The 23,987-nt window shown below is 36.9% G+C and carries 24 protein-coding genes and 1 riboswitch; of the genes, 6 read left to right on the top strand and 18 right to left on the bottom strand.

Annotated elements, in window-relative coordinates:
• Positions 1-64: 64 nt before the first annotated feature.
• The 3 genes from ACOMCU_RS23620 to ACOMCU_RS23630 all read right to left on the bottom strand — a co-directional run bounded on the left by ACOMCU_RS23620 (position 65) and on the right by ACOMCU_RS23630 (position 1,457).
• Positions 65-688 carry a M15 family metallopeptidase gene (locus ACOMCU_RS23620; protein WP_421051632.1) on the bottom strand — a complete coding sequence of 208 codons (624 nt, stop codon included), beginning with the start codon at positions 686-688 and terminating at the stop codon, positions 65-67.
• A 45-nt stretch (positions 689-733) separates the two neighbouring features.
• The gene (locus ACOMCU_RS23625; RefSeq protein WP_421051599.1) at positions 734-1,123 is read right to left on the bottom strand and encodes a phage holin family protein; all 390 of its coding nucleotides are present in this window, start codon (positions 1,121-1,123) and stop codon (positions 734-736) included.
• A 73-nt stretch (positions 1,124-1,196) separates the two neighbouring features.
• Positions 1,197-1,457, bottom strand: a complete 261-nt coding sequence (locus tag ACOMCU_RS23630; RefSeq protein ID WP_421051600.1) for a hypothetical protein — start codon at positions 1,455-1,457, stop codon at positions 1,197-1,199.
• Positions 1,458-1,611: 154 nt separating this feature from the next.
• On the opposite strand from ACOMCU_RS23630, the gene ACOMCU_RS23635 reads away from it, so the two are divergent.
• A complete protein-coding gene (locus ACOMCU_RS23635) occupies positions 1,612-2,157 on the top strand; it encodes a hypothetical protein (RefSeq protein WP_421051601.1) in 546 nt (181 codons plus the stop codon).
• Positions 2,158-2,590: 433 nt separating this feature from the next.
• Here the strand turns inward: ACOMCU_RS23635 and metE are convergent, their stop codons facing one another.
• Positions 2,591-4,885 (bottom strand): 5-methyltetrahydropteroyltriglutamate--homocysteine S-methyltransferase, encoded by a 2,295-nt coding sequence (metE, locus tag ACOMCU_RS23640; protein WP_421051602.1) that lies wholly within the window; start codon positions 4,883-4,885, stop codon positions 2,591-2,593.
• 181 nt (positions 4,886-5,066) lie between these two features.
• Positions 5,067-5,244: riboswitch (cobalamin riboswitch) on the bottom strand.
• Between the two features lie 265 nt (positions 5,245-5,509).
• On the opposite strand from metE, the gene ACOMCU_RS23645 reads away from it, so the two are divergent.
• Both ACOMCU_RS23645 and ACOMCU_RS23650 read left to right on the top strand, forming a co-directional pair.
• Positions 5,510-5,872: a VOC family protein gene (locus ACOMCU_RS23645; protein WP_421051603.1), complete on the top strand. Its 363-nt coding sequence runs from the start codon at positions 5,510-5,512 to the stop codon at positions 5,870-5,872.
• Between the two features lie 560 nt (positions 5,873-6,432).
• Positions 6,433-7,776, top strand: coding sequence for a C40 family peptidase (locus ACOMCU_RS23650; RefSeq protein ID WP_010860807.1), 1,344 nt, complete (start codon positions 6,433-6,435; stop codon positions 7,774-7,776).
• Positions 7,777-7,859: 83 nt separating this feature from the next.
• Here ACOMCU_RS23650 and ACOMCU_RS23655 read toward each other — a convergent pair whose 3' ends face one another.
• A complete protein-coding gene (locus ACOMCU_RS23655; protein WP_421051604.1) occupies positions 7,860-9,245 on the bottom strand; it encodes a UDP-N-acetylmuramoyl-tripeptide--D-alanyl-D-alanine ligase in 1,386 nt (461 codons plus the stop codon).
• Between the two features lie 228 nt (positions 9,246-9,473).
• The gene (locus ACOMCU_RS23660; protein ID WP_421051605.1) at positions 9,474-10,868 is read right to left on the bottom strand and encodes a Mur ligase family protein; all 1,395 of its coding nucleotides are present in this window, start codon (positions 10,866-10,868) and stop codon (positions 9,474-9,476) included.
• A gap of 151 nt (positions 10,869-11,019) precedes the next feature.
• On the opposite strand from ACOMCU_RS23660, the gene ACOMCU_RS23665 reads away from it, so the two are divergent.
• Positions 11,020-12,225: an ATP-grasp domain-containing protein gene (locus tag ACOMCU_RS23665; protein WP_421051633.1), complete on the top strand. Its 1,206-nt coding sequence runs from the start codon at positions 11,020-11,022 to the stop codon at positions 12,223-12,225.
• Between the two features lie 174 nt (positions 12,226-12,399).
• On the opposite strand, the gene ACOMCU_RS23670 is transcribed toward ACOMCU_RS23665, so the two are convergent.
• Positions 12,400-14,568, bottom strand: a complete 2,169-nt coding sequence (locus ACOMCU_RS23670) for a YheC/YheD family protein (RefSeq protein ID WP_421051606.1) — start codon at positions 14,566-14,568, stop codon at positions 12,400-12,402.
• A 113-nt stretch (positions 14,569-14,681) separates the two neighbouring features.
• Positions 14,682-15,113 (bottom strand): hypothetical protein, encoded by a 432-nt coding sequence (locus ACOMCU_RS23675; RefSeq protein ID WP_421051607.1) that lies wholly within the window; start codon positions 15,111-15,113, stop codon positions 14,682-14,684.
• 236 nt (positions 15,114-15,349) lie between these two features.
• On the opposite strand from ACOMCU_RS23675, the gene ACOMCU_RS23680 reads away from it, so the two are divergent.
• Positions 15,350-15,484: a hypothetical protein gene (locus ACOMCU_RS23680; RefSeq protein WP_421051608.1), complete on the top strand. Its 135-nt coding sequence runs from the start codon at positions 15,350-15,352 to the stop codon at positions 15,482-15,484.
• A gap of 253 nt (positions 15,485-15,737) precedes the next feature.
• On the opposite strand, the gene ACOMCU_RS23685 is transcribed toward ACOMCU_RS23680, so the two are convergent.
• The 4 genes from ACOMCU_RS23685 to ACOMCU_RS23700 all read right to left on the bottom strand — a co-directional run bounded on the left by ACOMCU_RS23685 (position 15,738) and on the right by ACOMCU_RS23700 (position 17,191).
• Complete coding sequence (locus tag ACOMCU_RS23685; protein ID WP_421051609.1) at positions 15,738-16,082, bottom strand: DMT family transporter; 345 nt, start codon at positions 16,080-16,082, stop codon at positions 15,738-15,740.
• 13 nt (positions 16,083-16,095) lie between these two features.
• Positions 16,096-16,422 (bottom strand): DMT family transporter, encoded by a 327-nt coding sequence (locus tag ACOMCU_RS23690; RefSeq protein ID WP_421051610.1) that lies wholly within the window; start codon positions 16,420-16,422, stop codon positions 16,096-16,098.
• Positions 16,419-16,958 (bottom strand): TetR/AcrR family transcriptional regulator, encoded by a 540-nt coding sequence (locus ACOMCU_RS23695; RefSeq protein ID WP_421051611.1) that lies wholly within the window; start codon positions 16,956-16,958, stop codon positions 16,419-16,421. Before ACOMCU_RS23695 ends, ACOMCU_RS23690 begins: the two co-directional genes overlap by 4 nt.
• 143 nt (positions 16,959-17,101) lie before the next feature.
• Complete coding sequence (locus ACOMCU_RS23700; protein WP_421051613.1) at positions 17,102-17,191, bottom strand: helix-turn-helix domain-containing protein; 90 nt, start codon at positions 17,189-17,191, stop codon at positions 17,102-17,104.
• A gap of 236 nt (positions 17,192-17,427) precedes the next feature.
• On the opposite strand from ACOMCU_RS23700, the gene ACOMCU_RS23705 reads away from it, so the two are divergent.
• Positions 17,428-17,607 (top strand): hypothetical protein, encoded by a 180-nt coding sequence (locus ACOMCU_RS23705; protein WP_010860817.1) that lies wholly within the window; start codon positions 17,428-17,430, stop codon positions 17,605-17,607.
• Positions 17,608-17,938: 331 nt separating this feature from the next.
• On the opposite strand, the gene ACOMCU_RS23710 is transcribed toward ACOMCU_RS23705, so the two are convergent.
• From ACOMCU_RS23710 to ACOMCU_RS23735, 6 genes are all read right to left on the bottom strand, one after another.
• A complete protein-coding gene (locus ACOMCU_RS23710) occupies positions 17,939-19,453 on the bottom strand; it encodes an ABC transporter permease/substrate-binding protein (protein ID WP_421051614.1) in 1,515 nt (504 codons plus the stop codon).
• Positions 19,446-20,399 (bottom strand): ABC transporter ATP-binding protein, encoded by a 954-nt coding sequence (locus ACOMCU_RS23715; RefSeq protein WP_421051616.1) that lies wholly within the window; start codon positions 20,397-20,399, stop codon positions 19,446-19,448. Before ACOMCU_RS23715 ends, ACOMCU_RS23710 begins: the two co-directional genes overlap by 8 nt.
• A gap of 591 nt (positions 20,400-20,990) precedes the next feature.
• On the bottom strand, positions 20,991-21,605 hold the full coding sequence (locus tag ACOMCU_RS23720) for an ABC-2 transporter permease (protein ID WP_421051617.1): 615 nt from the start codon (positions 21,603-21,605) through the stop codon (positions 20,991-20,993).
• Positions 21,598-22,467 carry an ABC transporter ATP-binding protein gene (locus ACOMCU_RS23725; protein ID WP_421051618.1) on the bottom strand — a complete coding sequence of 290 codons (870 nt, stop codon included), beginning with the start codon at positions 22,465-22,467 and terminating at the stop codon, positions 21,598-21,600. The genes ACOMCU_RS23720 and ACOMCU_RS23725 overlap by 8 nt, the downstream gene beginning before the upstream one ends.
• On the bottom strand, positions 22,467-22,844 hold the full coding sequence (locus ACOMCU_RS23730) for a GntR family transcriptional regulator (protein WP_010860822.1): 378 nt from the start codon (positions 22,842-22,844) through the stop codon (positions 22,467-22,469). The genes ACOMCU_RS23725 and ACOMCU_RS23730 overlap by 1 nt, the downstream gene beginning before the upstream one ends.
• A 507-nt stretch (positions 22,845-23,351) precedes the next feature.
• A complete protein-coding gene (locus ACOMCU_RS23735; protein WP_010860823.1) occupies positions 23,352-23,591 on the bottom strand; it encodes a hypothetical protein in 240 nt (79 codons plus the stop codon).
• Positions 23,592-23,987: the final 396 nt, after the last annotated feature.

Consider the following 23,987-nt stretch of genomic DNA (forward strand, 5'->3'; position numbering starts at 1 on the left):
TTAATTGAGTCCTAGGCTTTAGTATTTTTATGATTAAATTTAGCAAGTACTGTACTGATTTTAACTATTTTTTATTATTTCTACGTTGCTGAATAGTTATTTGCAATCCAATCAAACGATCCGTAGTCATCACACCATTCTGTAAATCCTTCAAATGCGATTCCTGAATAATCCCATCCTTAACAGCCTGTGCAATAAAGTTTTCTGTCTCAGTTTTCATAGCTGGCGAACCTGGATTCCTTGTTGTATTTGTCACTTTAATTTCCTCCTTTTTGTCTTCCACAATTAATTGAACTTTCATTTTGCTGTTGCTTGGTACAATTACTTGTCCTTCCAATTTGTAACTCTTCGGCATTAACCAATTAGCTTTTACTTCAAAGTGGGGACGGTCAATAGCGTTAGTCCAAATACCTCCCCACTCAATGCCTAATTTTTTAGCAATGGCACCGGCTTTATTTAAAGTAGTCACATCATATAAAGTTTGTGGAGCGCCTACAGCAATGTCCCGTGCTAGACGTGATTTATGATTGCTATTTAACGTCCCAGTAACAATCTGCCCTGGTCGAGTGCGTCCTTGTGCGTATAGATATTTTTGGCGTTCCTGTGACCGATATGTTTCAGTAATGAAGATGTTCCTAATGCCCGCCTTAACACTCCTGAAATAGCAATCGACAGGCTGTTTGTGCAGGTTGTAATAGTTCGGCTAAGTCTCGACATGTAGTTGTTACACTTGTCATTTCACATCATCCTTTGGTTTGTCATCATTGTCGATTTGAAGTTGCGTAAAAGCATTTGTTAAAAACTTTGGCACGTTGATTCCTAACTTACCTAGATTCTCAATCAGAACCATGGCATTACGCATAAAGTTACCGCTCTCGGTTGCTAAATCTAATTGCACTGCAGCAATAACCATTAAACACATTGCTGTCTTTATGATTAACCCCTTAAACATCTTTTTACTTTCAGTTTTCTTGAAGACTAAACTAACCATAAATCCTAGTACATAGTCGATAGTCATGAATATAACTAACGCTTTTATTAAATGGTCAATGCCGCCAACAAAATAAGTGCCCCATGCCATTGAGCCGCCTACAAGTGATGTATATAATGTATCTGTTTTCATTTGACACCTTCTTTTTAGCATAATAAAAGCCCTCCACAGATGATTGTGGAAGGCGTAATGTTTAAAATTTTACTCAGTTATATATCCCCGTACAACGTCCCAATACACACCATAAAAAAACTAAACTTTCAAGATTGAATTGCTCTACTATATTCCATATTTGTTTACCTAATTCATCACTATATCCATCACCATATTCCATAGTAAATCGCACGTAGCAATCACCGTTAATTTGTTCTACTTTAACGTTATCTATGCCTTTAGTAAGGAATAAGTAATGTGCAAATTCATAAGCTTCTTTTAGATTATTTGTAAAAAAGTTAACTATATTCATTATATCTTTTCCATAGTTTGAGAAAATCTCACTTTATTTACCCTACCCATTAACATTCTCCTTTCCACTGTTTAAACGAATTATAAACAAATCTTTTTTCTATTTTATGACTATGTTACCATATAAAGAAGTATAAGCTTCAGGAGGAATACATATGAAATGTAATAAAATGGTAATGTCACTATTAATAAGTTTACTCTCTATCTTACTTTTATCTGCTTGTAGTAAAGAAAATGATACAGGTTTCGATGAACAATTTGTTGCTGATTTAAAAGACTATATTAAAGTAGAAAGGGAATATAAAAACATAGAAGAAAATAATATTATTAGTTTGATTAATTTACATGAATCACAATCACATTCATGGCTAAATTCTAGTGATGAAATAAAAGAATCTCTTGCACAACAGCTAGTATTCTATGAAGATGCAACAAATTATTCAGATATCAAAATAGATTTCAATCCTAAAACAAGCTCGCCAGAAGAAAAAGAAGTTTTTGATGCGATAGATGATTTTGAAACAAAAAAACTCTCTCATTACACCCCAACTACCAGTTTAGTCGATGCAACAAATCAAGGTAATATACAAAACGCTAAAGAAGAGTATGAGCATTCTTTACGTGAACTAGATAAATCATGGGATAATATTAAATCTCTTTCAGAAAAGTTTAGTTTGAATCTTTTTGGAGATGTAGAATGAACGGATATTTTTAAAATAATTTAATCGAAGAAGCCTTACATGTTACCTCGTGTGTAGGGCTACTTCATCACCCTAAGCGTAATCAATTTCAAATTTAAACATTTCACAATCACGTCTTTCAGCATCTGTAGCTTTTTATTTTTCTTGTTCTTTTAATAACACATCGGTTCTTTTTTGAACGTTTTAATAGTCATTGTCCCCCTGTGAAACAATTAGTAATGTAATTTCTTTTCACTCAAATCCACTTAAATGATTAAACTCACAACACCTACCTTCCATAGATAATCAAGGAGGGCAATATAATATAACCTACCCAAAAGAGTAAGTTGTCAAAGTGGATTTTTGGTAAATATAATTTCAGTTATTCATATCCTATTTAATATTCCAAAAATATAAAGAAAAACTTGACCCCTTTGGAAGTCAAGTTTTCATATTAATACGTCGATTGTTGCACTTGTTGGCGCAGTTTTTTTGCAGCGGCTACCATATATGCTAGCGCCTCTACAGTCTCGGGCTCTTTCCTTGTCTTTAAGCCACAATCTGGATTAACCCAAAATTGGTTTTTTGATAATACCTGTAAGCTATCCTGCATAATGTTCAACATTTCATCTTCACTTGGTACGCGTGGACTATGAATATCATAGACACCCAGTCCAATACCTTTTTCATAGGGATTTACTTGAAGGGAAGAAATCAGCTCTCCATGACTACAAGACGTTTCAATGGATATGACGTCCGCATCGAGCGCACTTATTGGCTCGATAAAATCATTAAACTCACAGTAGCACATATGTGTATGAATTTGTGTGTCATCTTTTACGCTTGCTGTTGCCAGCTTAAAGGCATTGACTGTCCATTGCAAATAGCTGCCCCAATGTTCTTTACGCAGTGGTAAGCCTTCTCGCAAAGCAGGCTCATCAACTTGAATGATTGCAATGCCTGCTGTTTCAAGCGCCTCGACCTCTTTTCGAAGGGCCAATGCAATTTGATAAGTCACATCTTCTCGTGAAATATCATTCCGTACAAAGGACCAATTTAAAATTGTTACGGGACCAGTTAGCATTCCCTTTACGTATCGCTCTGTTAAACTTTGAGCATACACTGTTTCTTTCACAGTCATCGGTGTTTCCCACGCAACATCTCCGTAAATAATCGGTGGCTTTACACAACGAGAGCCATAAGATACGACCCATGCCTTTGCCGTAAAAGCAAAGCCTGTTAGCTTTTCACCAAAGTATTCCACCATATCTGTACGTTCGAATTCACCATGTACCAGTACATCGAGATCCAACTCTTCTTGAATAGCAATCCATCGCTTCGTTTCTTGTGCAACAAATGCTGCATACTCTTCATCTGATAACTGTTTCTTACGCCATGCGCTACGCGTACGTTTGACCTCATCTGATTGTGGGAAGCTACCAATTGTTGTCGTTGGGAATAAAGGGAGCTGTAATTTGGCTTGCTGAATCATTTGGCGAGCTTTAAAATCATGCTGGCGTTCAAAATCCTGCGAGGACACAGCTTGGACAGCCTTTTGAATCGCACTATTATTACGTACTGGATGATTTTTTAAAGCTTCAATCGCCTTCATGCTCTCTGAAATTGTTTGATTCGTGGCATGATTTTTTTCCTTTAAATATTTTGTCACTTCCGTAATTTCTAGTAATTTCTCATCGGCAAAGGCAAGTGCATTTTTTACAACGGGTTCAAGCTTTGTCTCAAGTGCCGTAGTGATAGGCACATGCTGTAAGCTACAAGAGGACTGAATCCACAAATCCTTGACATGGCTCAGCTGTTCAATCGCCTTTACTGTTGTGCTAACCTCTGCTAAATTTGCCCGCCAAATATCCCGACCATTAATAACACCTACAGCTAAAACTTTATCCTGCGGGAAACCATATTGACGCAGTGCCTCCATATTATTATCGTAGCCATGTACAAAGTCTAAACCAATCCCTTTGACAGGAAGCGCTACTATATCTTCATATGCGGATAACGATTCAAAATAAGTTTGTAGCATAATATTTGCACCTGGTACAGATGCGGTTAATTGTGTATAAATTTCCTGAACGAGCATTATCTCAGCATCATCTAGTGTTGTGACAAGTGATGGTTCTTCTAATTGAATCCAATCGGCGCCAGCATCTATTAGCTCTTGGATAACCTGCGTATAAAGTGGTAGTAGTGCTAAAATAAATGAAGCCTCTGTAATTTTGTCATAGCCCTTTGTCAGCTTACAAAATGTATACGGCCCAATCAGCGTTGGCTTCGCTGTAATGCCAAACGCTTCTTTCGCTTCTAAGAAAGCAGCGAGAATTTTATTTTCTGTCAGCTGTAATGTTTGTCCCTCGAATTCAGGCACAATGTAATGATAGTTCGTATTAAACCATTTCGTCATTTCACACGCTACTGCGTGATCGTTACCACGAGCCGCACTGTAATAGGTTTGTAAATCTACTTCAGCCCCTTGCCAGTTAAAGCGTTTGGGTACTAAACCAAACATCATCGCGGTATCGAGCATCCTATCATAATAGGTGAAATCGCCTACGCTTACGATATCTAAGCCAGCACGAAGCTGCTTGTCGATTCGCCCTAAGCGAATTTCCTTTAATTTCTGTAAAAAGTTCTCCTCTGAAAGCTCATTTCTCCAAAATGCCTCTAATGTTTTTTTCCATTCGCGGTCTTCCCCAATATATGGGTAACCAATTGCTGTAGTTGTATATGTCATGTCTCTCTCTCCTTTTGTAAAATAAAAAAAGCCATTGTCCTATTCGGAAAATGGTTTATTGTAGGTCGAAATTAACTAGAACGAAACGATACGAAATTCATCCTAACATCGTACTATTTCTTTCGTTTTCGCACAGTGCCGATACGGTCACATCTCACCACCTATTTCCACGTAGGTTATTTGGTGTGTACTAGATATTGGCAGGTCTCCTGGCTTCTCATCCACACCTCACAGCCTTCCCAGTTCCCCAGTGGCATTTGTGATTTGCTCCGATTTACAGTTGCGGGACAGCGTCGGATTCTCACCGACTTCCCTTTTAAGCCAAACTTTCATTTGGCACCAATTCTTACACAATATTCAATTATGCTCTAACTATAGCATATATTTTTCAGAAAAGTAGAATTATTTCGGTAGTGGTGTTGTTCCTATCCATCAGTTCGGGAAGTCTATCCGTCAGTTTGGTGAGTCTATCCGTCTCTTCGAGTAGTCTATCCGTCACTTCGCTTGTTCTATCCGTCACTTCGAGTAGTTTATCCGCCACCCCGGTAAAATCAGCTTCTAAAAGAGGGATATTCGGAAGTTAGTAGAAGTAGGTATGGAAACTAAGACAAAGGGGGGATATAAATGATTATCGGATTACATCACGCACAAATAACGATTCCAAAAGGTACTGAGGAGGATGGTAAACATTTTTATTGCACCGTATTAGGTTTAAAAGAAATTGAAAAACCAGATTCACTTAAAGGACGTGGCGGATTCTGGTTACAAGTTGGCACTATAGAGGTGCATGTAGGAACAGAGGATGGATTTGATAGATTCACGACAAAAGCCCATATCGCCTACCAGGTTGAAGATCTGTCCTATTGGCAAAAATTATTGGTGGAACATCAAATCGACATAATTGATGCGGTTCCAATACCCAATTTTAAACGTTTTGAGTTTAGAGATCCTTTCGAGAATCGAGTAGAAATGATTCAAGCAATGTAAACCAATGATGTGATATCTAAAAAGCAGCCATCAATCATTGACGGCTGCTTCAATTGACATTATAAATTGCAGTACCTCAAATTGTTCTTCGATGCCCCGTCAGTTCGGCGAGTCTATCCGTCACTTCGAGTAGTTTATCCGTCACTTCGGCAATTTTATCCACCACTCTGCCCGTCCTATCCGTCACTTCACCCGTTTTATCCACCACTCCCTAAAACCATCTAATTTATGGGCTGTAATATATTTAAAGTAATCGACTTCAGGCACTATACAAGGCCGAGTTTCACTGACATGGAGCGATTTGCCTTGATAGACCAACTTGTAGGATTCACTAACAACATAGGCACCTATTTCAGCTAATAATACAGTAACTGAAACAATTGTAATGAAACTGTAAATTCCTACGATAAAGCCTTTTATATCAAGCTTTAAGGCCTAGTCAATGCTGCGCGTGGAAACATTTACCTAGAAGAACCGCTACTTTTTCATGCTACGATTATTCCAATCACTAGCCAACAGTATTATTCCAATCGCTAGTATTACAGGAGGTAACACACAGCATGAAAAAACAATTTTTAACAACTACATTAGCATTAACATTAGGTTTTAGCTCATTGGGCATGGTTCCAGCTACTATGCATCCAATAGAAGTAGAGGCCGCAACTACAAATGCACAAAAAAACGCACAAGCCGTTGCAACGAAAGCGGACCAACTAATTCAAACAGGGAAAAGCTTAATAGGAAAGGCTACATACAGCAATACAGAATACAAGCCTACATATCCTTACAAATTTTCTTGTGCTTCATTTTTAATGTACATTTTCGAGAAGAACGGTGTAGATCTAGGCACGTATAATGAAAATTATATGATTCAACAAGGGACATATGTTGCGAGAAATCAATTACAAAAAGGGGATCTACTATTCTTTAAGAGTAAAAAAACCGGAACAGACCCCGATCATGTAGGCATGTACATTGGTGACAATAAAATGATTCATATGGCTGATACCAAGCAAAATATCGTTATTTCTGATTTAAATAGCAAGCCGTATTATACAGAAAATTATGTATCTGCGCGTAGAGTCTTACCTACTCTACTGTCAGCTAATCCTGCAACGAAGGGCGATAAAATTGTTGAAAACGCCCTAAATTATAAAAACAAAGTTACAATGAGCTCAACAAATAATGAAGCAAGTCTACGCTTTACAGCACCAGGGTTTGTAGACTTTGTCTATCGAAAAAGTGGCGTGAATCTTGGTACAACAACATTAAAGGAACAAATGAAGGTAGGAACAACCGTTTCACGTGCCAATTTAAAGAAGGGTGATCTCGTATTCTTTAATAGTGTTAAAGGCTCTCAAACGCCTTCACTTGTAGGCATCTACGCTGGGGATCATCGTATCATCATTCCGAATTCGGATGGTGTCATGACAAGAGTGTTATTCGTTGACTATTATGCTGAGCATTATATTACAGCAAAACGTGTTTTTTCAGAGAACTCCACTCCGGTTGTCAACGCACCATCAGCTTCTGCTGATAAAATCATCGCTACTGCTTCAAGTATGACGGGTAAAGCAAAATTCGGTTATACGTATAACGAAAGCTCACTGACATTTACAAGTGCAGGGTTTACCTTTTATGTCTTTAAAAAGCATGGGATTGATTTAAAGGATAAACTAGCGAGCAAACAGGCATTAGTTGGTAAAGCCGTGCAAAAAACACAACTGCAAAAAGGTGACCTACTTTTCTTCTCTACTAATAATGGTGGGAAGCAAATCACACAAACAGGGATTTATCTTGGAGGCAATCAATATATTAGTATGACCGCTAACAATATAGTGAAACAAAATCTAAATTCTACATGGGCGAAACAAAACTATGTTTCAGCTCGTCGAGTTCTCTAGATCGTAGTATTTCAAAAATCAACTAATTTTAACAGAAAGGGGGTGTCTCAAGTAACTTTGAGGCACCCCCTTTCCCTACCTTATTATATATCTTTTAAGTTATTCGCAAATTCAATCATAGATCGGCTAGACATAGGACCCTTAATCAGCACAATTGTGTCTGAATCAAGTTTTGGCTTGAGCACATCTAAAACCCCTGTAACGTCTTTAAAAATAAGTACTTCGGCATTTGTTCCATCTTCCTTCGCTTGCTTGGCTATATCTTCAGCCCTTTTTCCAATTGTAATCAGCGTATGAATATTTCTTTCGGCCACCATCGAACCAATTTCACGATGATACTTCGCTTCGAAATTACCTAATCGCTTAATATCACCAAGTACAAGGATTACTTTTTTCTCTTTTCCTATCGTATCTAAAACCTTTAAGGCCGCTTCAACAGATGTTGGGTTATTAGTCCATGTATCATCGACAATGGTACATTCACCAATTCCCGTTGAAAATTCTAAGTGTCTTGCCATTGGCTTATATGTCTTTAAACGAGAAATGGCATTTTTAATGGTCATGCCCATTTCTTTTACGGCAGCAATAGCAGCTAATGCATTGTACACTTGGTGTTCGCCGTATCCAGGAACAAAAACACTATATTTTTCATCTGCCACTTGCAGTACAAATTTCATGCCATTCTTCGTAAATTGAATTTTAGAAGCTCTGTAATCTGCCTTTTGCTGCACCCCTATCTTAATAATCTTGCCTTTAAAAGACTGCAAAGGTACCTTTTTTGTATTTTCATCATCACCATTGATGATTAAAGTACCCCCTTGTGAAATGCCTTCTACAATTTCTGCCTTCGCTTTGATGTAACCTTCAAGATTTTTACAGCCATCTAAATGATGCACTCCGATATTCGTAATAATGCCTATCGTAGGTTGATAAATCATGCATTGATGTTTAATATTGCCTGTATTCCCCAAACCTAACTCAAATACAGCTGCTTTTGTTGTCTCATCGATGCCAGTTAAATAGGGTAAGGATTGACGTGGCTCATTTTTACTGCTAACGGATGCCTGCACATTCCAGTCCTTACTTGCTATATGTTTAATCATTTCTTTTGTCGTTGTTTTCCCACATGTTCCGGTTAAAGCTACGACAGGGATTTGAAAAAGACCTCTGTAATATTCGATAAACTTCCAGTATGCCTGCACAATACTTTTCACTTGTATAACAGTTGTATTGGCTAGTGCATTTTTCAGCTCAGATGAAGACTTATTGGAAATGACAAGAGATGGCCCCTTACTGTCTATTTCCTTCCAGTTGATTGCATCGTTTCTATTCACAAACATAAGTGTATTACTGTGTGTCAAATCATGCCGATTATAATAAATTGCATGTTTAACAGACCAATTCTCAGAACCATTTACTAGTTCACCTTGCAGTAACTTCCTTATGTCCTTCACACTTATATTTTGCAAGTTATCTTCGCCCCCTCTCATAATCGTATGAAATGCGCTTTCTGGACGATTGGGTAGTAAACAACCAATCCTTCCATCTTACTAGCATTAACTAGCTTTTTATACAATACTTTATGTGCTTTCCGGAGCTCCTTTCTAATAGAATAATATAAAATATTATCGACTACCCTTGTGTGGCACAGTTTTTATCACGTTGTCTTAGTTGGTCTCTCTCATCACGAGTGCATTCTATTCAGAGGGTAATGATGGCTTTATCTTTAAATCTGCTGCCAATTGGAACATTTGCTTACTGTACATATCTCCTTTTATGAGCACAATGGTATTTTCGTCCACAATCTTCTCTAATAACTTATATGCGAGCATACCATTCCTAAATGTATAAACGGGTTCATTAAACCCTAAATCAACGGCATGATCTGCCATTATACGTGCATGCTCCCCTATCGTAATGAGCACATCTACACCTATGCGGTGGATTAGCTCACCTGCTTGCTCATGAATAATATATCCCCAGGATCCTAAATCCGTAATTGTTCCAATCACCGCTATCTTTTTCTTACCATCACCAAGCGAATTTAAAACCCGTAATGCGGCTTCTAAGGAAGTCGTCGTAATGCTCCATGTATCGTCTAATAATATAGAGTGATTAATGCCTTCAAATTTTTGTAGTTGCTTGTTTAATTGCCGGAATGTATACAATTGGATGGCCGCTTCTGTAATTGGGACACCCAGTTCACAAACAGCTGCAATAGCTGCTAGTGCATTATATACTTGATGCTCACCAAATCCAGGGACAAATATTTCATGCTCCATCATATTGTGATGAATCGTAAATTGCATACCATTTTGACCGTAGTGAATATTACTTGCTCTAAAATCACAGGATGCATCCTTACCAATTCTAATAATGCGGCCTCGGAATCTCGACAAATCAATTTTTTGTGTGTTAATATCCTCAGCATTCAGAATTAATGAACCGGTGGGGTCAATAATATCCACCATTTCAGCTTTAGCTCGTATATAGCCCTCTAAAGTTTTACAGTAATTTAAATGATGCGCGCCTATATTCGTAATAATCCCGATTTTCGGCTTGAAATACTTCCCTGCAATCGTGACATCCCCCGGTGAACCAACAGCTGTTTCAAAAACGGCTGCATCAGTTTCCTCATCAATGCTTAATAAATACTGCAAAGAGGCTGTTCTGGAATTACTACTTAGCGTAGTCGCCGTCACTTTTTTTCCAGCGGAAAGAATATGTTTAATCATCTCCTTTGTCGTTGTTTTTCCAGAAGTACCCGTAATAGCGACAATAGGGATATCAAATTGGCTACGGTAAAAATGTACAAAGTTCCAGTATGCCTCATCAGTATTCGCTACTTTAATAATGATTACATGTTTAGGAATCTCATTTTGACTATAGGACCAATCCGTAACGAGCACTAGAGGAGAAAGTGGTTCAAGGCTTTTCCAGTTTACAATACGTTTATTTGTAAAAAGGGCAGTATTTGATTTTTTTACTTGTTTTAGTCGATATGCGCCGTAGTGGATAAGCACTTCATCCGACCCTTGAACTAATTTACCTGCAATAATCGCTGTTAAATTTTTCACCGTAAGAGGCTTCATATCAATTCACACTCCTTTCTTTTCTAGTATATGTACGTCGACAAAAGTTGCTTGGATGTAAACATGATACATAACTAGAAGAAAACCATTTGTGCGCATATATATAAAATGTATATTAAGAATCCAAGTTCCAATTAAAGGAGTGATATAACTGAAAGCGATTATATTTGTTGGCACAAACAAATCCGGGTCAAGTCGTGAAGCCATAAAAGCAGCAGAGAAATTGGGTTACTTGACTGTACTTTTCACAAACAATGAAAAGCAATTACAGCAGAGAAAAGCCTATCCAGATATTCATAAAATGATTTTCATCGACACTTCAAATATAGAAGAAATGAAAGATAAAATTTACGATTTATTCAAGACTGGTTTAGAGATTAAAACAATTGTGAGTTTTATAGATCCCTATGTGCACATTGCTTCCATTTTATGTGATGAATTTTGTGACAACTATACGTCATCTGAAGCCATCGAAATGATGGAAGATAAAGAGAAAACCAGAAATTTCTTAAAGAATCAACCTTATTCACCAGAGTTTTATCTTATAAAACCATATGAATCATTTACTAAAGAAATGGACTATCCAGTAATAGTGAAATCTCCAAAATCTACCGGCTCTAAGGACGTACTATTAGCGGTAGATCAAAGTCAACTTCATACACATCTGCGTTTTCTCCAAAACAAGAATCCAGGTGAAACAATTATGATAGAAGAATATATTGATGGACCACAATATTTAGTAGAGGCATTTGTTCATAAACGGCAAGCTCATATTATCGGTATTATTGAACAAGAGATTACACAGGGTAAACGTTTTATCATTACCGGTTATGGAGTATTAGCAGAAGTTCCAAGAGCTATTCAAAGCGGTATTGAGGAAGTGCTCCATTCCATCGTCAAAGCATTTAACATTGAAAATGGCACACTGCATTTAGAGCTTCGTCTGACAGCACAAGGTTGGAAGCTTATTGAGATTAATCCTAGAATTTCAGGGGGAGCTATGAATAATATGCTTCTCGCTGCATTCGGTTTTAGTTTAGTGGAAGAAACACTTAAACTATTTTTAGGTGAGCAACCTAATGTCAAGCCGAGGCACAGAAAATTCGTCTTTACAAAATACGTTATTGTAGAGAGTAGAGGCGTTTTAGAGAGAGTCATCGGAAAAACACGAGCAACTAAGTCAACAGGTGTAGTGGATGTCTATGTGAAGCCTAGAAAAGGAACAATCCTAACCCCACCGTTATCTATGGGCCATCGTTATGCCTATGTGATTGCTGAGGGGAAGACATTAGTTGAAGCGAAAAGAAATGCTACTACCGCTGCAAGGGAAATCAAATTTCTACTAAAAGCACTCTAAATACGCAAGTAGGCTATATTCACTTCTACCATTCCCTTCCTAGTCCCTCTACAAACACGTTTGATTCACCAGTACTTTTCTATCTTGGTTTTCGCAAAAGCTGATGAATGGGCCGTAAAAAAATATCCCGAATAATTGCCACTATGAAACGGGCAGTTACTCGGGTTATTAAATTTAAGCTTTAAATGTTTGATCTAAGAATTTAACCGTTTCAAACATATTCGTTTTACTAGCGCCCTTTACTAAAATGGTGTCCTGAGGTTTCACGATTTTTTCTAATAGCTTATGCAATTCTTCCTTGTTCGTAAAATGATAAATGTTGGATTGAGCCATCCCTTTTTCCAATGCTGCTGCACCCATTTCTTCTGTGCGGAATCCATAGGTTATTAAAATGTCAATTTCTTGCTCATAAATATATTCGCCCACTTTACGATATTCTGCTTCTCGTAAGTCCCCTAGTTCGCGCATCTGGCCAATTATCGCAACTTTTCGCTTCTTTGCAATGTTGGTGAGCACATCAATAGCAGCTCGTACGCCTTGAGGATGAGAGTGAACAGTATCATCAATGACTGTAATTTGATCACGGCAATCATATAATGTTAGTCTTCTTGGTGGTTTTTTGAAATTTAGGCCCGCTTTAATATCCAGCGGGGCGAATCCTAAATAATCAGCAACCGCAATGGCATTGAGTGCATTATATACATGATGTTCTCCTAAGATTGGGATAAATAATTCAATTTCTTGCCCTTGCAGATTCATCTTAAAGCTCATGCCGTTACCTTTATACAAAATATCATAGGCCTTATAATTAGCATCCGTGTGGATACCGACTGTCAGTATTTCACCTTTGAATTGCTCTGTCGATAAATACTTCGAATTGTCGTCATCCTTATTTAAAATAAGCAATCCTTTTTGATTCATACCATGTATTAATTCTGATTTTGCCATTGCCACTTTTCGAACATCCCCATCAAAGTTCCCAACATGCGCCAGACCGATATTTGTGACAATACTAATATTTGGTTGGATGATGCTACAGTGATTTGTGATAATACCTGGATATGCCATTCCATATTCAAGTACAACTGCTTCATGGGTTGAATTAATCTCTTCAGCATGTTTTTTTGTGTGATCTGTAGTGTTCCAATAATCTTTTGACTCAAATACATTCCATTTTGTTGATAGAATAGAGCCGAGGAACGCCTTCGATGTAGTCTTACCTGCACTTCCGGTAATGGCGATGATCGGTAAGCCTAGGGCTGCGTCTAAATTCTTGTATTTTCTTTCCATTACTTCTTCTTTAATGACTTTCTGGTTTTCTGCAAGATACATAGCATAGCGAATTGAATGCACGACAACATCTAATTCTAAATAAAATGCAGGAGGGCAACCCGGACGCCAGTTCACTTCGTACATCCAAATCTTTTGTTGCTCATCTAATCCGACATCTATGCCGATTTCGTCAATGACCTCCCCAAATTTCTCCATTTGTATGTCATCTAAATGGTGTGCCAATGACAATGAAAAATGTTCCAGCATGCGCCGAATATTATAGGCTTCTTCTTTAAATTCTTGCTCCAAAAAAGGATCTAAATAGTTAGTAAAACCACCACTGTTTATATTCGGTATAATAGAACCATTTGGCGCGATTCGTGGATAAACGGTTGTCACCACCCACTTACCCTCTCCATTTTTTTGCACATGTAGGCGAAAATCATAAACTTGCCCCGATTTTGTCATCGATCTAATATAGGGCTGCATGATAAACGTCCCTGAAGAAAGCTGCTCCTTTAATAAGTCATTTAATTGAGCTTTCGAATAATTTCTTTTTTCACTATTCACCCTTACCTCAAATGCATTTCCCATTTTCGTAATAAAATAGATTCCCCTGCCTTTTCGTCCATCAATCGGCTTAAAGACAACTCTTTTATAATGGGCAATATAGTTGTGGAATAATTCTACATTTTTCACTATCTCGGAAGGAATCAAATACGTATCAAATTCCTTTGCAGCTTTTAAGCGTTGCATAACATTCCATTTATTCCCTATTGAATGTGTGGTAAACGGGATTTCCTTTTTCAATTTTTCTATAATTTCTTTTGATACTGCTAGTTTTTCAGGACTCCCTGCATTATAAATTACATCTGGGAAGGGCATCACTCGCTCGTGCCACTGCCCCTCTTCATATACTTTCGCTCTAATCGTACGGTCGTCAAAGTTAACACTTCTAGGTGTAAAATAAAAAAATTGAGCCCCTTCCGCTCTTGCAACTACTGCATATGCATATGACTTGATTACCGTATTTGGGTCTAGTCGATGATGCAGCATTCCAATAATCGTCATGCGTTAACCTTCCTTTCATTAGATTCTCTTTTTATTAAATTCAGCCAATGCACTTGCATGTAGACAGATGCTCTAGTTTTGAAATTATTTTAGTAGTTTTAACGGGACATTCATTACCATTTAGGCTCAATGAGGATCTTCTTTTTTAATAAATCAGGATTTAACAGCTGAATGGCCGATATACTGCTTAATTCAAGGGATTTTTCACTCGCTGTTCTTTCTAATCTCACAACATCAGCAATTGAATTCGTCTCATTCCCTTCATAATCATAGGCGCGTAACAACGAAATAGTGCCACGACAGCGCTCTTTATCAATAGATTCTATACGAAAATACTCCGTTTCAAATTGCTTATCTGTATCTAATAATTTTAAATGAGCACCGTTGTTGGTGATTAAAAAAAGGGGAATGGTATCACTACCAACTATTTTCACGAGTAATTGACCATAATATTTAGAATGAAAATTTGTTATTACATCCTGGAGTGCTTTTATGTCATATAACGCTTCACATACAAAATTTTTTCTTCCTTTTTCAATGCTCAATCCTTGCCAACTCCTCCCTAGTCCGTTTCAGCAATTTGCAAACACCGAACAACTACAACTTATTTTTTAACCTTTCTCGTTATAATATGTAGGGCGAAGGAATATGACGACATGTTTTGCAAAAGGAGCGACAAAAAAATGCCTCCTTTGATACAGCCATCGATTGTTGCAACGTTGTAGGAAATTAATTGTTTACCTTTTTCCAATTCAATCGTTATCTAGGTAGGAGGGTTGATATGAATGAGCTATTTGGTAAGCACTTACAGGAAAAATTAAAAACAATACAGTTTACATTATTAAAAATGGGCGCTGGCAAACAGGAGCTCAAGACATTTTGCAGGAAACAGCCTATCAATTCATCAAATACATAGACGGTATTGATACAAAGTTTGCTGAGGCTTCGCTATACCGCGTAGCGATCAACAAATATTATGATGCTCTGAAAAACAAAAAGCTGACGTTCTTCCGCGAAAGCGAGTGATTTTTCCGGACCAGATTATGTTCTTTCTCGAAAAAAAAACTGTAGGTAATAAACTCGATTGCCCCGGAGTTTGCTCTACAGTCATCGCCCAAAATTTAATTTTGGGCGTTTTTCTATATTTAACTGTCAATGCAATAGTAATTTCATGACGAGCTTAGTGTTGCCTCATTTTGATTACCTTGATTCAAGAGAATAACACCGCCTATAATTAACGAAATCCCCAATGCCGTATACACATTAAAAGTGTCCCCCCATATAACAATACCTGCAACAACTGTTAGTGCAGTACCAATACCAGACCAAATGGCATAAGCCAGACTTAAGGGCAAGGTTTTTAAACAAAGGGATAAGCAATAAAACGAAATGCCATAACCGATTGCAACAGCGATTGATGGACCAATAACTGTAAAGCCTTCCGAAAGCTTAAGCATCATCGTCGCGAATACTTCACTAACAATGGATATTGCTAAAAATATATAACCTTTCATGATAAAGCCCTCCTTAATGTCCACCACCAACAAGATTGAGTACAACTACTCCTGCAATAATCATGCCGATTCCTGCAAGTTTTTTCACACTGAAGTACTCTTTATAAAACAGTACACCAACAACGGCAGTTAATGCCGTACCTAATCCAGCCCAAATGGCATAGGCAGTGCCAATCGGTAAAGATTGGAGTGTTAAGGATAAGAAATAAAAAGCAATACCATATCCAACAACTACCCCCATCGTCGGTAGTAATCGTTTAAAGCCATTTGTTCGTTTCAACATCGAACTGGCAAAAACTTCAGCGATAATTGCAATCAATAGAAAACTAATAGCACTCATGAAATATCGTCCTTTCTTGTCATTTGTAATAGTTGTTCAAAGACGATTTCCATTATCTCGTTTGAAACAGGTGCAATATTCAATAGCTGTGAATAATACAATCCGTCAATCGTTAAGCGAATCAGATGAACAATCGATGACTCAAGATCATCATGTAACAGTTCATCAAGTAATCGTTCATACTGTGCTGAAATAGCGGTATGCTCATGTTGAATAATTTGAATAGCGATATTAATCCAAGCACCCTCTGCTAGATCTTTTTGTGAAGCTAAAATAAAACCTCTTGTCCTGTTACCAGCACCTTGCTCCATCTTTGCTAGATGCTCATAGGATGTTGTAAATTCCGCCATAATGGTATCTGCTATAGCAGCTTGTAACGCATCCTTCGTTTTAAAATGATAAAGAAGCCCACCCTTACTAACTCCAGCCTTATTGGCAACCTTCTCCAACGTTAAAGTATTTAAATCATTGTCCTTTAAATAGTGCATCGCGGCACGAATGATGAGTGCACGTTTTTCACTTGCTTTTGTTGACACGATAGTGCCTCCTTTGACAACATACTAGAAGAAATAAAAAACCGTCTGGACGGTCTTTTTTTATTTTATCTAGTACAATAGTAAAAGTCAATTCTTACAAAGAAAACAACGTTCCAAATAGAACATCCTATTTGGAACGTTGTTCATTCTTCTTCCTCTACATATTCTAAAATATCTCCTGGTTGGCAATTCAACGCCTTGCATATTCTCAATAAATTTTTATTGTTTGTCATTAAAAGAAATTTACAAATTTTAAATATATAGGCAAATATTATAAGTGTACTATTACCAGTTCCGATCAGATAATGAGGTAAAGAACAACTGAAAATCTAGTAGAATTTCACATAAAACCAGATTAATGTAAAAATATACCATTAAATATATTTGCATTCCATTTATGTTTAATATACCCTTGTATATAGACATTCTTTTACAAAGAACGTCAATATAGTTAAGGAGTGCATTTAACATGGCCAAAAAAATTAAGAAAAACAAAATCGAGGAAGCGCTACTAGAGAAAAAAGCGAAGAAAAAAGCAGACAAAAAGAAACTCGAGAAAAAATTAGCGAAGAAAAAAGCTGAGAAGAAACTAGAAAAGAAAGCTGCTAACAAGAAAGTGAAGAAGAAAAACAGTAAAAAAGCTGCCTAACCACAACAATAAAGTAGCCGGAGAAGACCGAATGGTTTTTCTCTAGCTACTTTTTTGTATGAATGGATGCTATTTTTATATCTGCAAATCATTCTTTTTATAAAATATAAACGTAATCATTGCAAGTATTCCCATCAGGCTAAAAGACAATAAAATAAATTTACTGTCTAATCCCCCACCAATGTGATATGGTCCACACAAGATTTTTCTTTAGCGTATAAAAAAATCGTTAAAGCATAAACGAGCACTGCTTTAACGATTTACTTGTAACACATTATTTATTTTTCTTTAAAATCCGTACACCAAACCAACCTAGCGTATAGGGATGTGATTATAGCAAACCAGCTTTCTCTAAATACGTTCGTGCTACGTCTGCTATATTTTTGCCTTCTACGTTTACTTGATAATTCATTTCACGCATCTCATCATCCGTTATGTGATTAGCAAGTTTACTTAAAGCTTCCTCGATTTCAGGATATTTTTCTAGTGTTTCTTTTCGTAACAAGGGTGCTCCTTGGTAAGGCGGAAATAGCTGTTGATCATCTGCTAACACGGTCAGGTCGTATTGACGTATCTCACTATCTGTTGAATAGGCATCTAATAAATCAATATCGCCTGTTTGTATCGCTTGATATCTAAGCTTCGGCTCCATCGTGGTAATATTAGAAATCGTGATGCCATAGTGCTTCTGAATACCTAAATAGCCATCTTCCCGATCATTAAATTCTAATGTAAAGCCAGCTTTAATGGACTCTTGCAGTGCCTTGATGTCCGAAATTGTTTGTAAATCATAGGTTTCAGCCACTTCTTTGGAAACGGCCAGTGCATATGTGTTGTTGTACTTCATTGGATGAAGCATAACCATGTCGAATTTTTCCATCAAGCCTTCTTTTGCTTGGTTATATACATCCTCTTGGTGATTGTTTACCGCTTCCTCTTTTAAAAATTCAGCAATGGCCGTCCCCGTAAATTCTGGATAAATATCGATACTACCCGCTTTAAGTGCATTAAATACGAAAGAAGTCTTACCAAGACCCGGTTTTAGTTGCACGGTTAAGTCCGTTTCATTTTCAATCAGTATTTTATACATATTGATAAGAATTTCAGGCTCTGCTCCAAGTTTCCCTGCAATCACTATTTCATCCTTATCGTTGGCGTTTACTAACGGTGATAGCATCATCAGCAAGGCCGCAACACTAATTGCACTTAATGCTATTAACGTTTTTTTAAAGGACAGTAATTCAAGCTTTTTGAGCAGAAAATCAAATACTAAGGCTAAAATTGCGGCAGGAACCGCTCCTAAAATAATGAGTGCTGTATTATTGCGATCAATACCTAGTAAGATAATATCGCCTAATCCCCCTGCGCCAATTAATGCAGCAAGGGTAGCTGTTCCAACGATTAATACCATGGCTGTCCGTATACCTGCCATAATGATTGGCATGGCGAGAGGAAGTTCTACCTTCACTAATCTCTTACGCGTATTCATGCCCATCGCCATCGCCGCTTCTTTTAAAGACGGATCCACCTCGTTTATACCTGTAAATGTATTTCTTAAAATTGGCAAGAGGGCGTACACTACAAGGGCAATGACGGCAGGATATTTTCCGATGCCAAACAACGGAATTAATAAACCTAATAGCGCTAAGGAAGGAATCGTTTGCATAACTGCACTGATTCCGATAATACTTTCCGCTATTTTCTTATTATGCGTTAAATAAATTCCTAGAGGAATAGCAATGATTACTGCCAGAAATAGCGCAATAAATGAAATCTGAACATGCTCTATTAAAGAGGCAACTAACTGTCCTTTTCGTTCGTTAAACACGTCAAAAAAATTAGCCATTTGCCTCACCTCTTTGTGAGCCATCTTTTGCTAAAAATTGCAACATTGATTGTCGTGTTATTATACCTATTATGGTACCATCATTTTCTACCGCCAAACATGCATGCTGTGCTAATTTACTAAGAATTACTGGCAAAGAATCTTTACAAGACACTACATGTTGAAGCTCCCCATTGGTCATTGGTTCGAGCACTTGTTCAATATTAAAATCATTGAACGAATGTTCTTTCACTCCAATAAATTCTTTCACAAAATCATTGATTGGATTTTCCATAACTTCTTTAGGCGTACCAACTTGCACAATCTCTCCATCCTTCATGACACATATTCTATCCCCTAATTTCAAGGCTTCTTGCATATCATGCGACACAAAAACAATAGTTTTTTGTATGGCACGTTGCAGCTCTAGCAGGTCATCTTGTAATTTCGTACGACTCATCGGGTCTAGCGCACTGAATGGCTCATCCATTAAAATAATCTCGGGATCTGCCGCTAATGCACGAACAACACCAACCCTTTGCTGCTCTCCTCCTGATAGTTCTTTAGGTTTTCGTTGACTATACTTGTCTGGTTCGAGTCCCACCATTTCCAATAACGCTCGCACTCGTTGCTGGATCTGTTGTTGACGCCATTTCTTCAATTCTGGCACAATGGCTATATTTTCTTCTATTGTCATATGTGGAAAAAGCGCAATTTGTTGTAACACATAACCGATATTCCATCGCAGCTCATGGATGTTATAGTCACTTATTCTTTGTCCATTAATACGTATAGTTCCTTCCGTTAAATAAATTAAACGATTAATCATTTTTAGTAATGTCGTTTTTCCACACCCACTAGGCCCTATAATGACAAAGAATTCCCCCTTCTTTATCTCAAGATTAATCGCCTTCACCGCAACTTGGTCGTTATCATATTTTTTTGAGACATTGTCAAATGTTATCACTATCTTTGCTCCCTGTAATGAAAATCTGTTTTCGCCGTTCTCCTATTATAGATATAGTGACTTTATAAACATAGTACATAAATAACCTCCCATTTTACCATCTCTTTAATGTCATATACGTCTTGTATTCCAGATCTAGAACAAGGAAATAACATATTTTATGCTTGAATGTTCTGCTCACCTTCCCTTAAATAATTCACAAACGGCATGAAGTTGAAACATTTTTTACTGATATATTTCATGCCCAGACCTTCCATTGTTCAAAGAAAATAAAAATCCATCATGACAGGACCAATTGTCAAAATGGATTTCACAGTAATTATTCGTCTTAACTAGTAGGTGTTTACGGGTAACTTCGTACCTCATTAGATAGTTTACAATTCGATTGAATAGGTTTGACGTACACGTATTGATTGGCATGCAGGCGCTATGAGAACAGCGTGCCAAAGTGAGTCCCCATAGGCCATGGAAGCCATCCATCGTAGTGGAAACCAACGACATGTTTAGTTACCTATTGCTGATTTCAGCATGCCAAATAAAAGGAGTAGATTGTTCATCATCAGACGCGCCTAGTTCATGTATATTTATTTTTTAAAAGACTTTTCTCTCATAAATACGAATGGATAGTAGCCACGAGCCAATATATAAAACAATGACCAGCAGTATCGCAAAGAAATATAGTTGGATTTCTTGTAAAGTCAGGATTTTTTGTGTCAATTCTCTTACTACATCATGTAAATTTCTAATGAAAAAACTAATTGTTATCAAATAGATGACTACTAATGCAACCAGAGCCATATGTAGGTATTGCATCTTAAATTTATATAGGAATGGAAGAAGGAAAGATGTAGTAATCATCACAAGACCGATAATAAGCAGCATCTCTTTTACTAAAAATGACGCTTTATTTCCATTCAAAATGAAATCCCCAACATACATAACGATAACAAATAACATTGTAAATAGTAATGCTCCGATATACTTTGAAGCGACAATTTCCTTTCGCGTGTAAGGGAGCGAATTGAGCAAAATGTTGATGTTATCTTTTTCATCAAAAGAACATGCACTCATGATAAATGATAGACTAAAAATAAATCCTACATAGACAGATGCATCACCAAACAATGAAAAGAGTAGTAATATCGCGATGTACAGTAAAAGGATATGTTTTTGTAATAAAAAATCCTTTCGTATTAGGCTAAACATACAGTGCCCCTCCTTTTTTCGAATAATACATAATATCTTCAAGCGTTGGCTTTTCCATAATAACAGTATCTCCAAATAAGTTTGCCACACGATTTTTATGAGCTGTTAATGCTTCAAAACCACTGTTCGTTTTCCGGATAGCAATAAACTCTTGCTCCGTTTCCCGATCCAATAAATCCAGTGTTCCTTTTACAATGGCATATTCCTCTTCAATTTTATAAAATTCCTTTGTAAAAATATGTTCGCCATTTTGAATAAAGGTAATATAATCCGCTATGCGATCTAAATCCGTTGTTATATGCGTCGAAAAGAAAATCGTTTTATCCCCGTTTTGCATTAAATCATGTAAAGTATTTAGTAATTCCCGTCTAAATATCGGGTCGAGACCAGATGTTGGTTCATCCATAATGATTAACTCTGCATGATGAGCTAATGCAATAATCAGCGAGGCTTTCATCTTCATGCCTTTTGAGAATGTCTTCATTTTTTTATTCAGCGGCAGTTCGAACTGGACAACATAATGCTGAAATGCCTGATTATCCCAATTTTTATAGGCTGGTTGAATAATCTTTTTCATTTCATTTAATGTTAAATGTTCATAAAAAATGTTTTCATCGTAGACAAAACCAATACGTTCCTTTATTTCTTTCTCATGCTGCTTATAGTTCATGCCAAAAATCGAAATAGAACCACTATCTTGCTGTATTAAATTCATAATCAATTTGATTGTTGTCGATTTACCAGCACCATTTCCCCCGATAAATCCAGTCACATAGCCTTTTTTCACGGTAATAGAGAGATCTTTCACCTGAAATCCATTAAATGATTTATTAATATGCTGTAATTCAATAACATTTTCCATCATTCTTCCTCCGTATACAATAATGTCAGCATTTCCTTCAGTTCTGCTAAGCTTATGCCCATTTCTTTACTATTTTGAATGGCAACGACTAGCTTTTCTTCGATAACTTTCATCTTTCTTTCCTTCACCATCTCCATATTTTGTTCGGAGATGAACGAACCCTTTCCAACAATGGAATAGATAAATCCGTTTTTCTCAAGTTCTTCATAAGCGCGTTTTGTTGTAATGACGCTAATTTCTAGGTCTTTGGCAAGTTGGCGCATAGAAGGTAATGATTGACCCTCTTGTAATTCACCCGTTAAGATCAGTTTCTTGATTTGCGCATAAATTTGCTCATAAATCGGCTCTTTTGAGTTGTTTGAAATAATGATTTGCATGCAAATACCTCTTCTTAAATATTGTATATATACTTTATATACAATATATACACATTCTAATTATTTTGCAAGCTAAAATTTCACCGAATACAGCGTCATAATAAGGAGGCGCAGAAAATGCCATTTGCTCTCCGCGGACGAACTAGCAAGCCGCCTTCTTTTCTTCGCTCGCTTCGAGCAGGGCAAGCTCGTTTTCCAACATTAGTCTAACTTTTACTCTTTATTCGAAATCAAGAATTGTTGTGTGATGATGTCAAAAAACTTACAAAATACACGCGAACATTTTGACATGATGACGATTTAGCAAACAGTCCACAAGATTCCTTAATGTCTCGTTTTGAACAAAAATCCACAGAAAAAAATCAAAAAGGTTTCAGGAATACTGAACATTCCCGAAACCTTTTGATTGTATTTCTTTATTGCTTTCTATATACCTCCCCTTTTGGCACAGATGTTGGAAGCATGTGCAGCTACGGTTACCAGTCGATGAACACAACAAAATGACTTTCATTTTTTCATCGACAGTAAATTACATATATTTGACAACGCAATGAAGGCACCACCAATAACACTCCATTTGAGCCCTCCGATAAAACCGAAAATACATACTATTATTCCTAACACTGTTCCGAGCATTGAACCTATTCGTATTGTCTTTTGACTAGGTTCGGGGCGCTGAATGGATACACCAAAAAATTTATTTACTTTATCAAATGATTTATCTATTTTTTTAACAAACTGGTGCATGTAATTCTCTCCTCTTTTAAAGCAATTTCGCAACGATTTGGATTGTATGTGTAATTATAGTTAACGAGCCTAAAACCATACAACATGTTGCTAACGTACTTTTTTTATGTTTTTTTTGCTTTATAAGTCCATAAACGATCAGGCATAATCCAATCGTAATAGATACAATGTTAAGCATGATAAAAAACGTTTCATGTACTGATGGGAAGTAAAAAATACTTTCTAATTGCATGCTCAATTTGTCTCCTTATTCTTGAAATTTCAAGTTAAACTACTAAATCATACTTTGTGCTTTTTGAGTTATAGTTCTTCACAAAGTTGGAATTTCTACAGGTTTCTCACCTTCTTGTTGTTGGCAGTTCTTCCAGTTAAATCTCATCCTTGCTCTCAAGAATG

Origin of the sequence: Lysinibacillus sp. UGB7 (assembly GCF_049058285.1) — a bacterium.
Lineage (GTDB): Bacteria > Bacillota > Bacilli > Bacillales_A > Planococcaceae > Lysinibacillus > Lysinibacillus sphaericus_B.

Bases quoted from the DNA above. Each gene is read 5' to 3' on its own strand.
- ACOMCU_RS23625 (WP_421051599.1), bottom strand. From the start codon at position 1,123: ATGAAAACAGATACATTATATACATCACTTGTAGGCGGCTCAATGGCA.
- ACOMCU_RS23630 (WP_421051600.1), bottom strand. From the start codon at position 1,457: ATGAATATAGTTAACTTTTTTACAAATAATCTAAAAGAAGCTTATGAA.
- ACOMCU_RS23635 (WP_421051601.1), top strand. From the start codon at position 1,612: ATGAAATGTAATAAAATGGTAATGTCACTATTAATAAGTTTACTCTCT.
- metE (WP_421051602.1), bottom strand. From the start codon at position 4,885: ATGACATATACAACTACAGCAATTGGTTACCCATATATTGGGGAAGAC.
- ACOMCU_RS23645 (WP_421051603.1), top strand. From the start codon at position 5,510: ATGATTATCGGATTACATCACGCACAAATAACGATTCCAAAAGGTACT.
- ACOMCU_RS23650 (WP_010860807.1), top strand. From the start codon at position 6,433: ATGAAAAAACAATTTTTAACAACTACATTAGCATTAACATTAGGTTTT.
- ACOMCU_RS23660 (WP_421051605.1), bottom strand. From the start codon at position 10,868: ATGAAGCCTCTTACGGTGAAAAATTTAACAGCGATTATTGCAGGTAAA.
- ACOMCU_RS23670 (WP_421051606.1), bottom strand. From the start codon at position 14,568: ATGACGATTATTGGAATGCTGCATCATCGACTAGACCCAAATACGGTA.
- ACOMCU_RS23680 (WP_421051608.1), top strand. From the start codon at position 15,350: ATGAATGAGCTATTTGGTAAGCACTTACAGGAAAAATTAAAAACAATA.
- ACOMCU_RS23685 (WP_421051609.1), bottom strand. From the start codon at position 16,082: ATGAAAGGTTATATATTTTTAGCAATATCCATTGTTAGTGAAGTATTC.
- ACOMCU_RS23690 (WP_421051610.1), bottom strand. From the start codon at position 16,422: ATGAGTGCTATTAGTTTTCTATTGATTGCAATTATCGCTGAAGTTTTT.
- ACOMCU_RS23700 (WP_421051613.1), bottom strand. From the start codon at position 17,191: ATGACAAACAATAAAAATTTATTGAGAATATGCAAGGCGTTGAATTGC.
- ACOMCU_RS23705 (WP_010860817.1), top strand. From the start codon at position 17,428: ATGGCCAAAAAAATTAAGAAAAACAAAATCGAGGAAGCGCTACTAGAG.
- ACOMCU_RS23710 (WP_421051614.1), bottom strand. From the start codon at position 19,453: ATGGCTAATTTTTTTGACGTGTTTAACGAACGAAAAGGACAGTTAGTT.
- ACOMCU_RS23720 (WP_421051617.1), bottom strand. From the start codon at position 21,605: ATGTTTAGCCTAATACGAAAGGATTTTTTATTACAAAAACATATCCTT.
- ACOMCU_RS23725 (WP_421051618.1), bottom strand. From the start codon at position 22,467: ATGGAAAATGTTATTGAATTACAGCATATTAATAAATCATTTAATGGA.
- ACOMCU_RS23730 (WP_010860822.1), bottom strand. From the start codon at position 22,844: ATGCAAATCATTATTTCAAACAACTCAAAAGAGCCGATTTATGAGCAA.
- ACOMCU_RS23735 (WP_010860823.1), bottom strand. From the start codon at position 23,591: ATGCACCAGTTTGTTAAAAAAATAGATAAATCATTTGATAAAGTAAAT.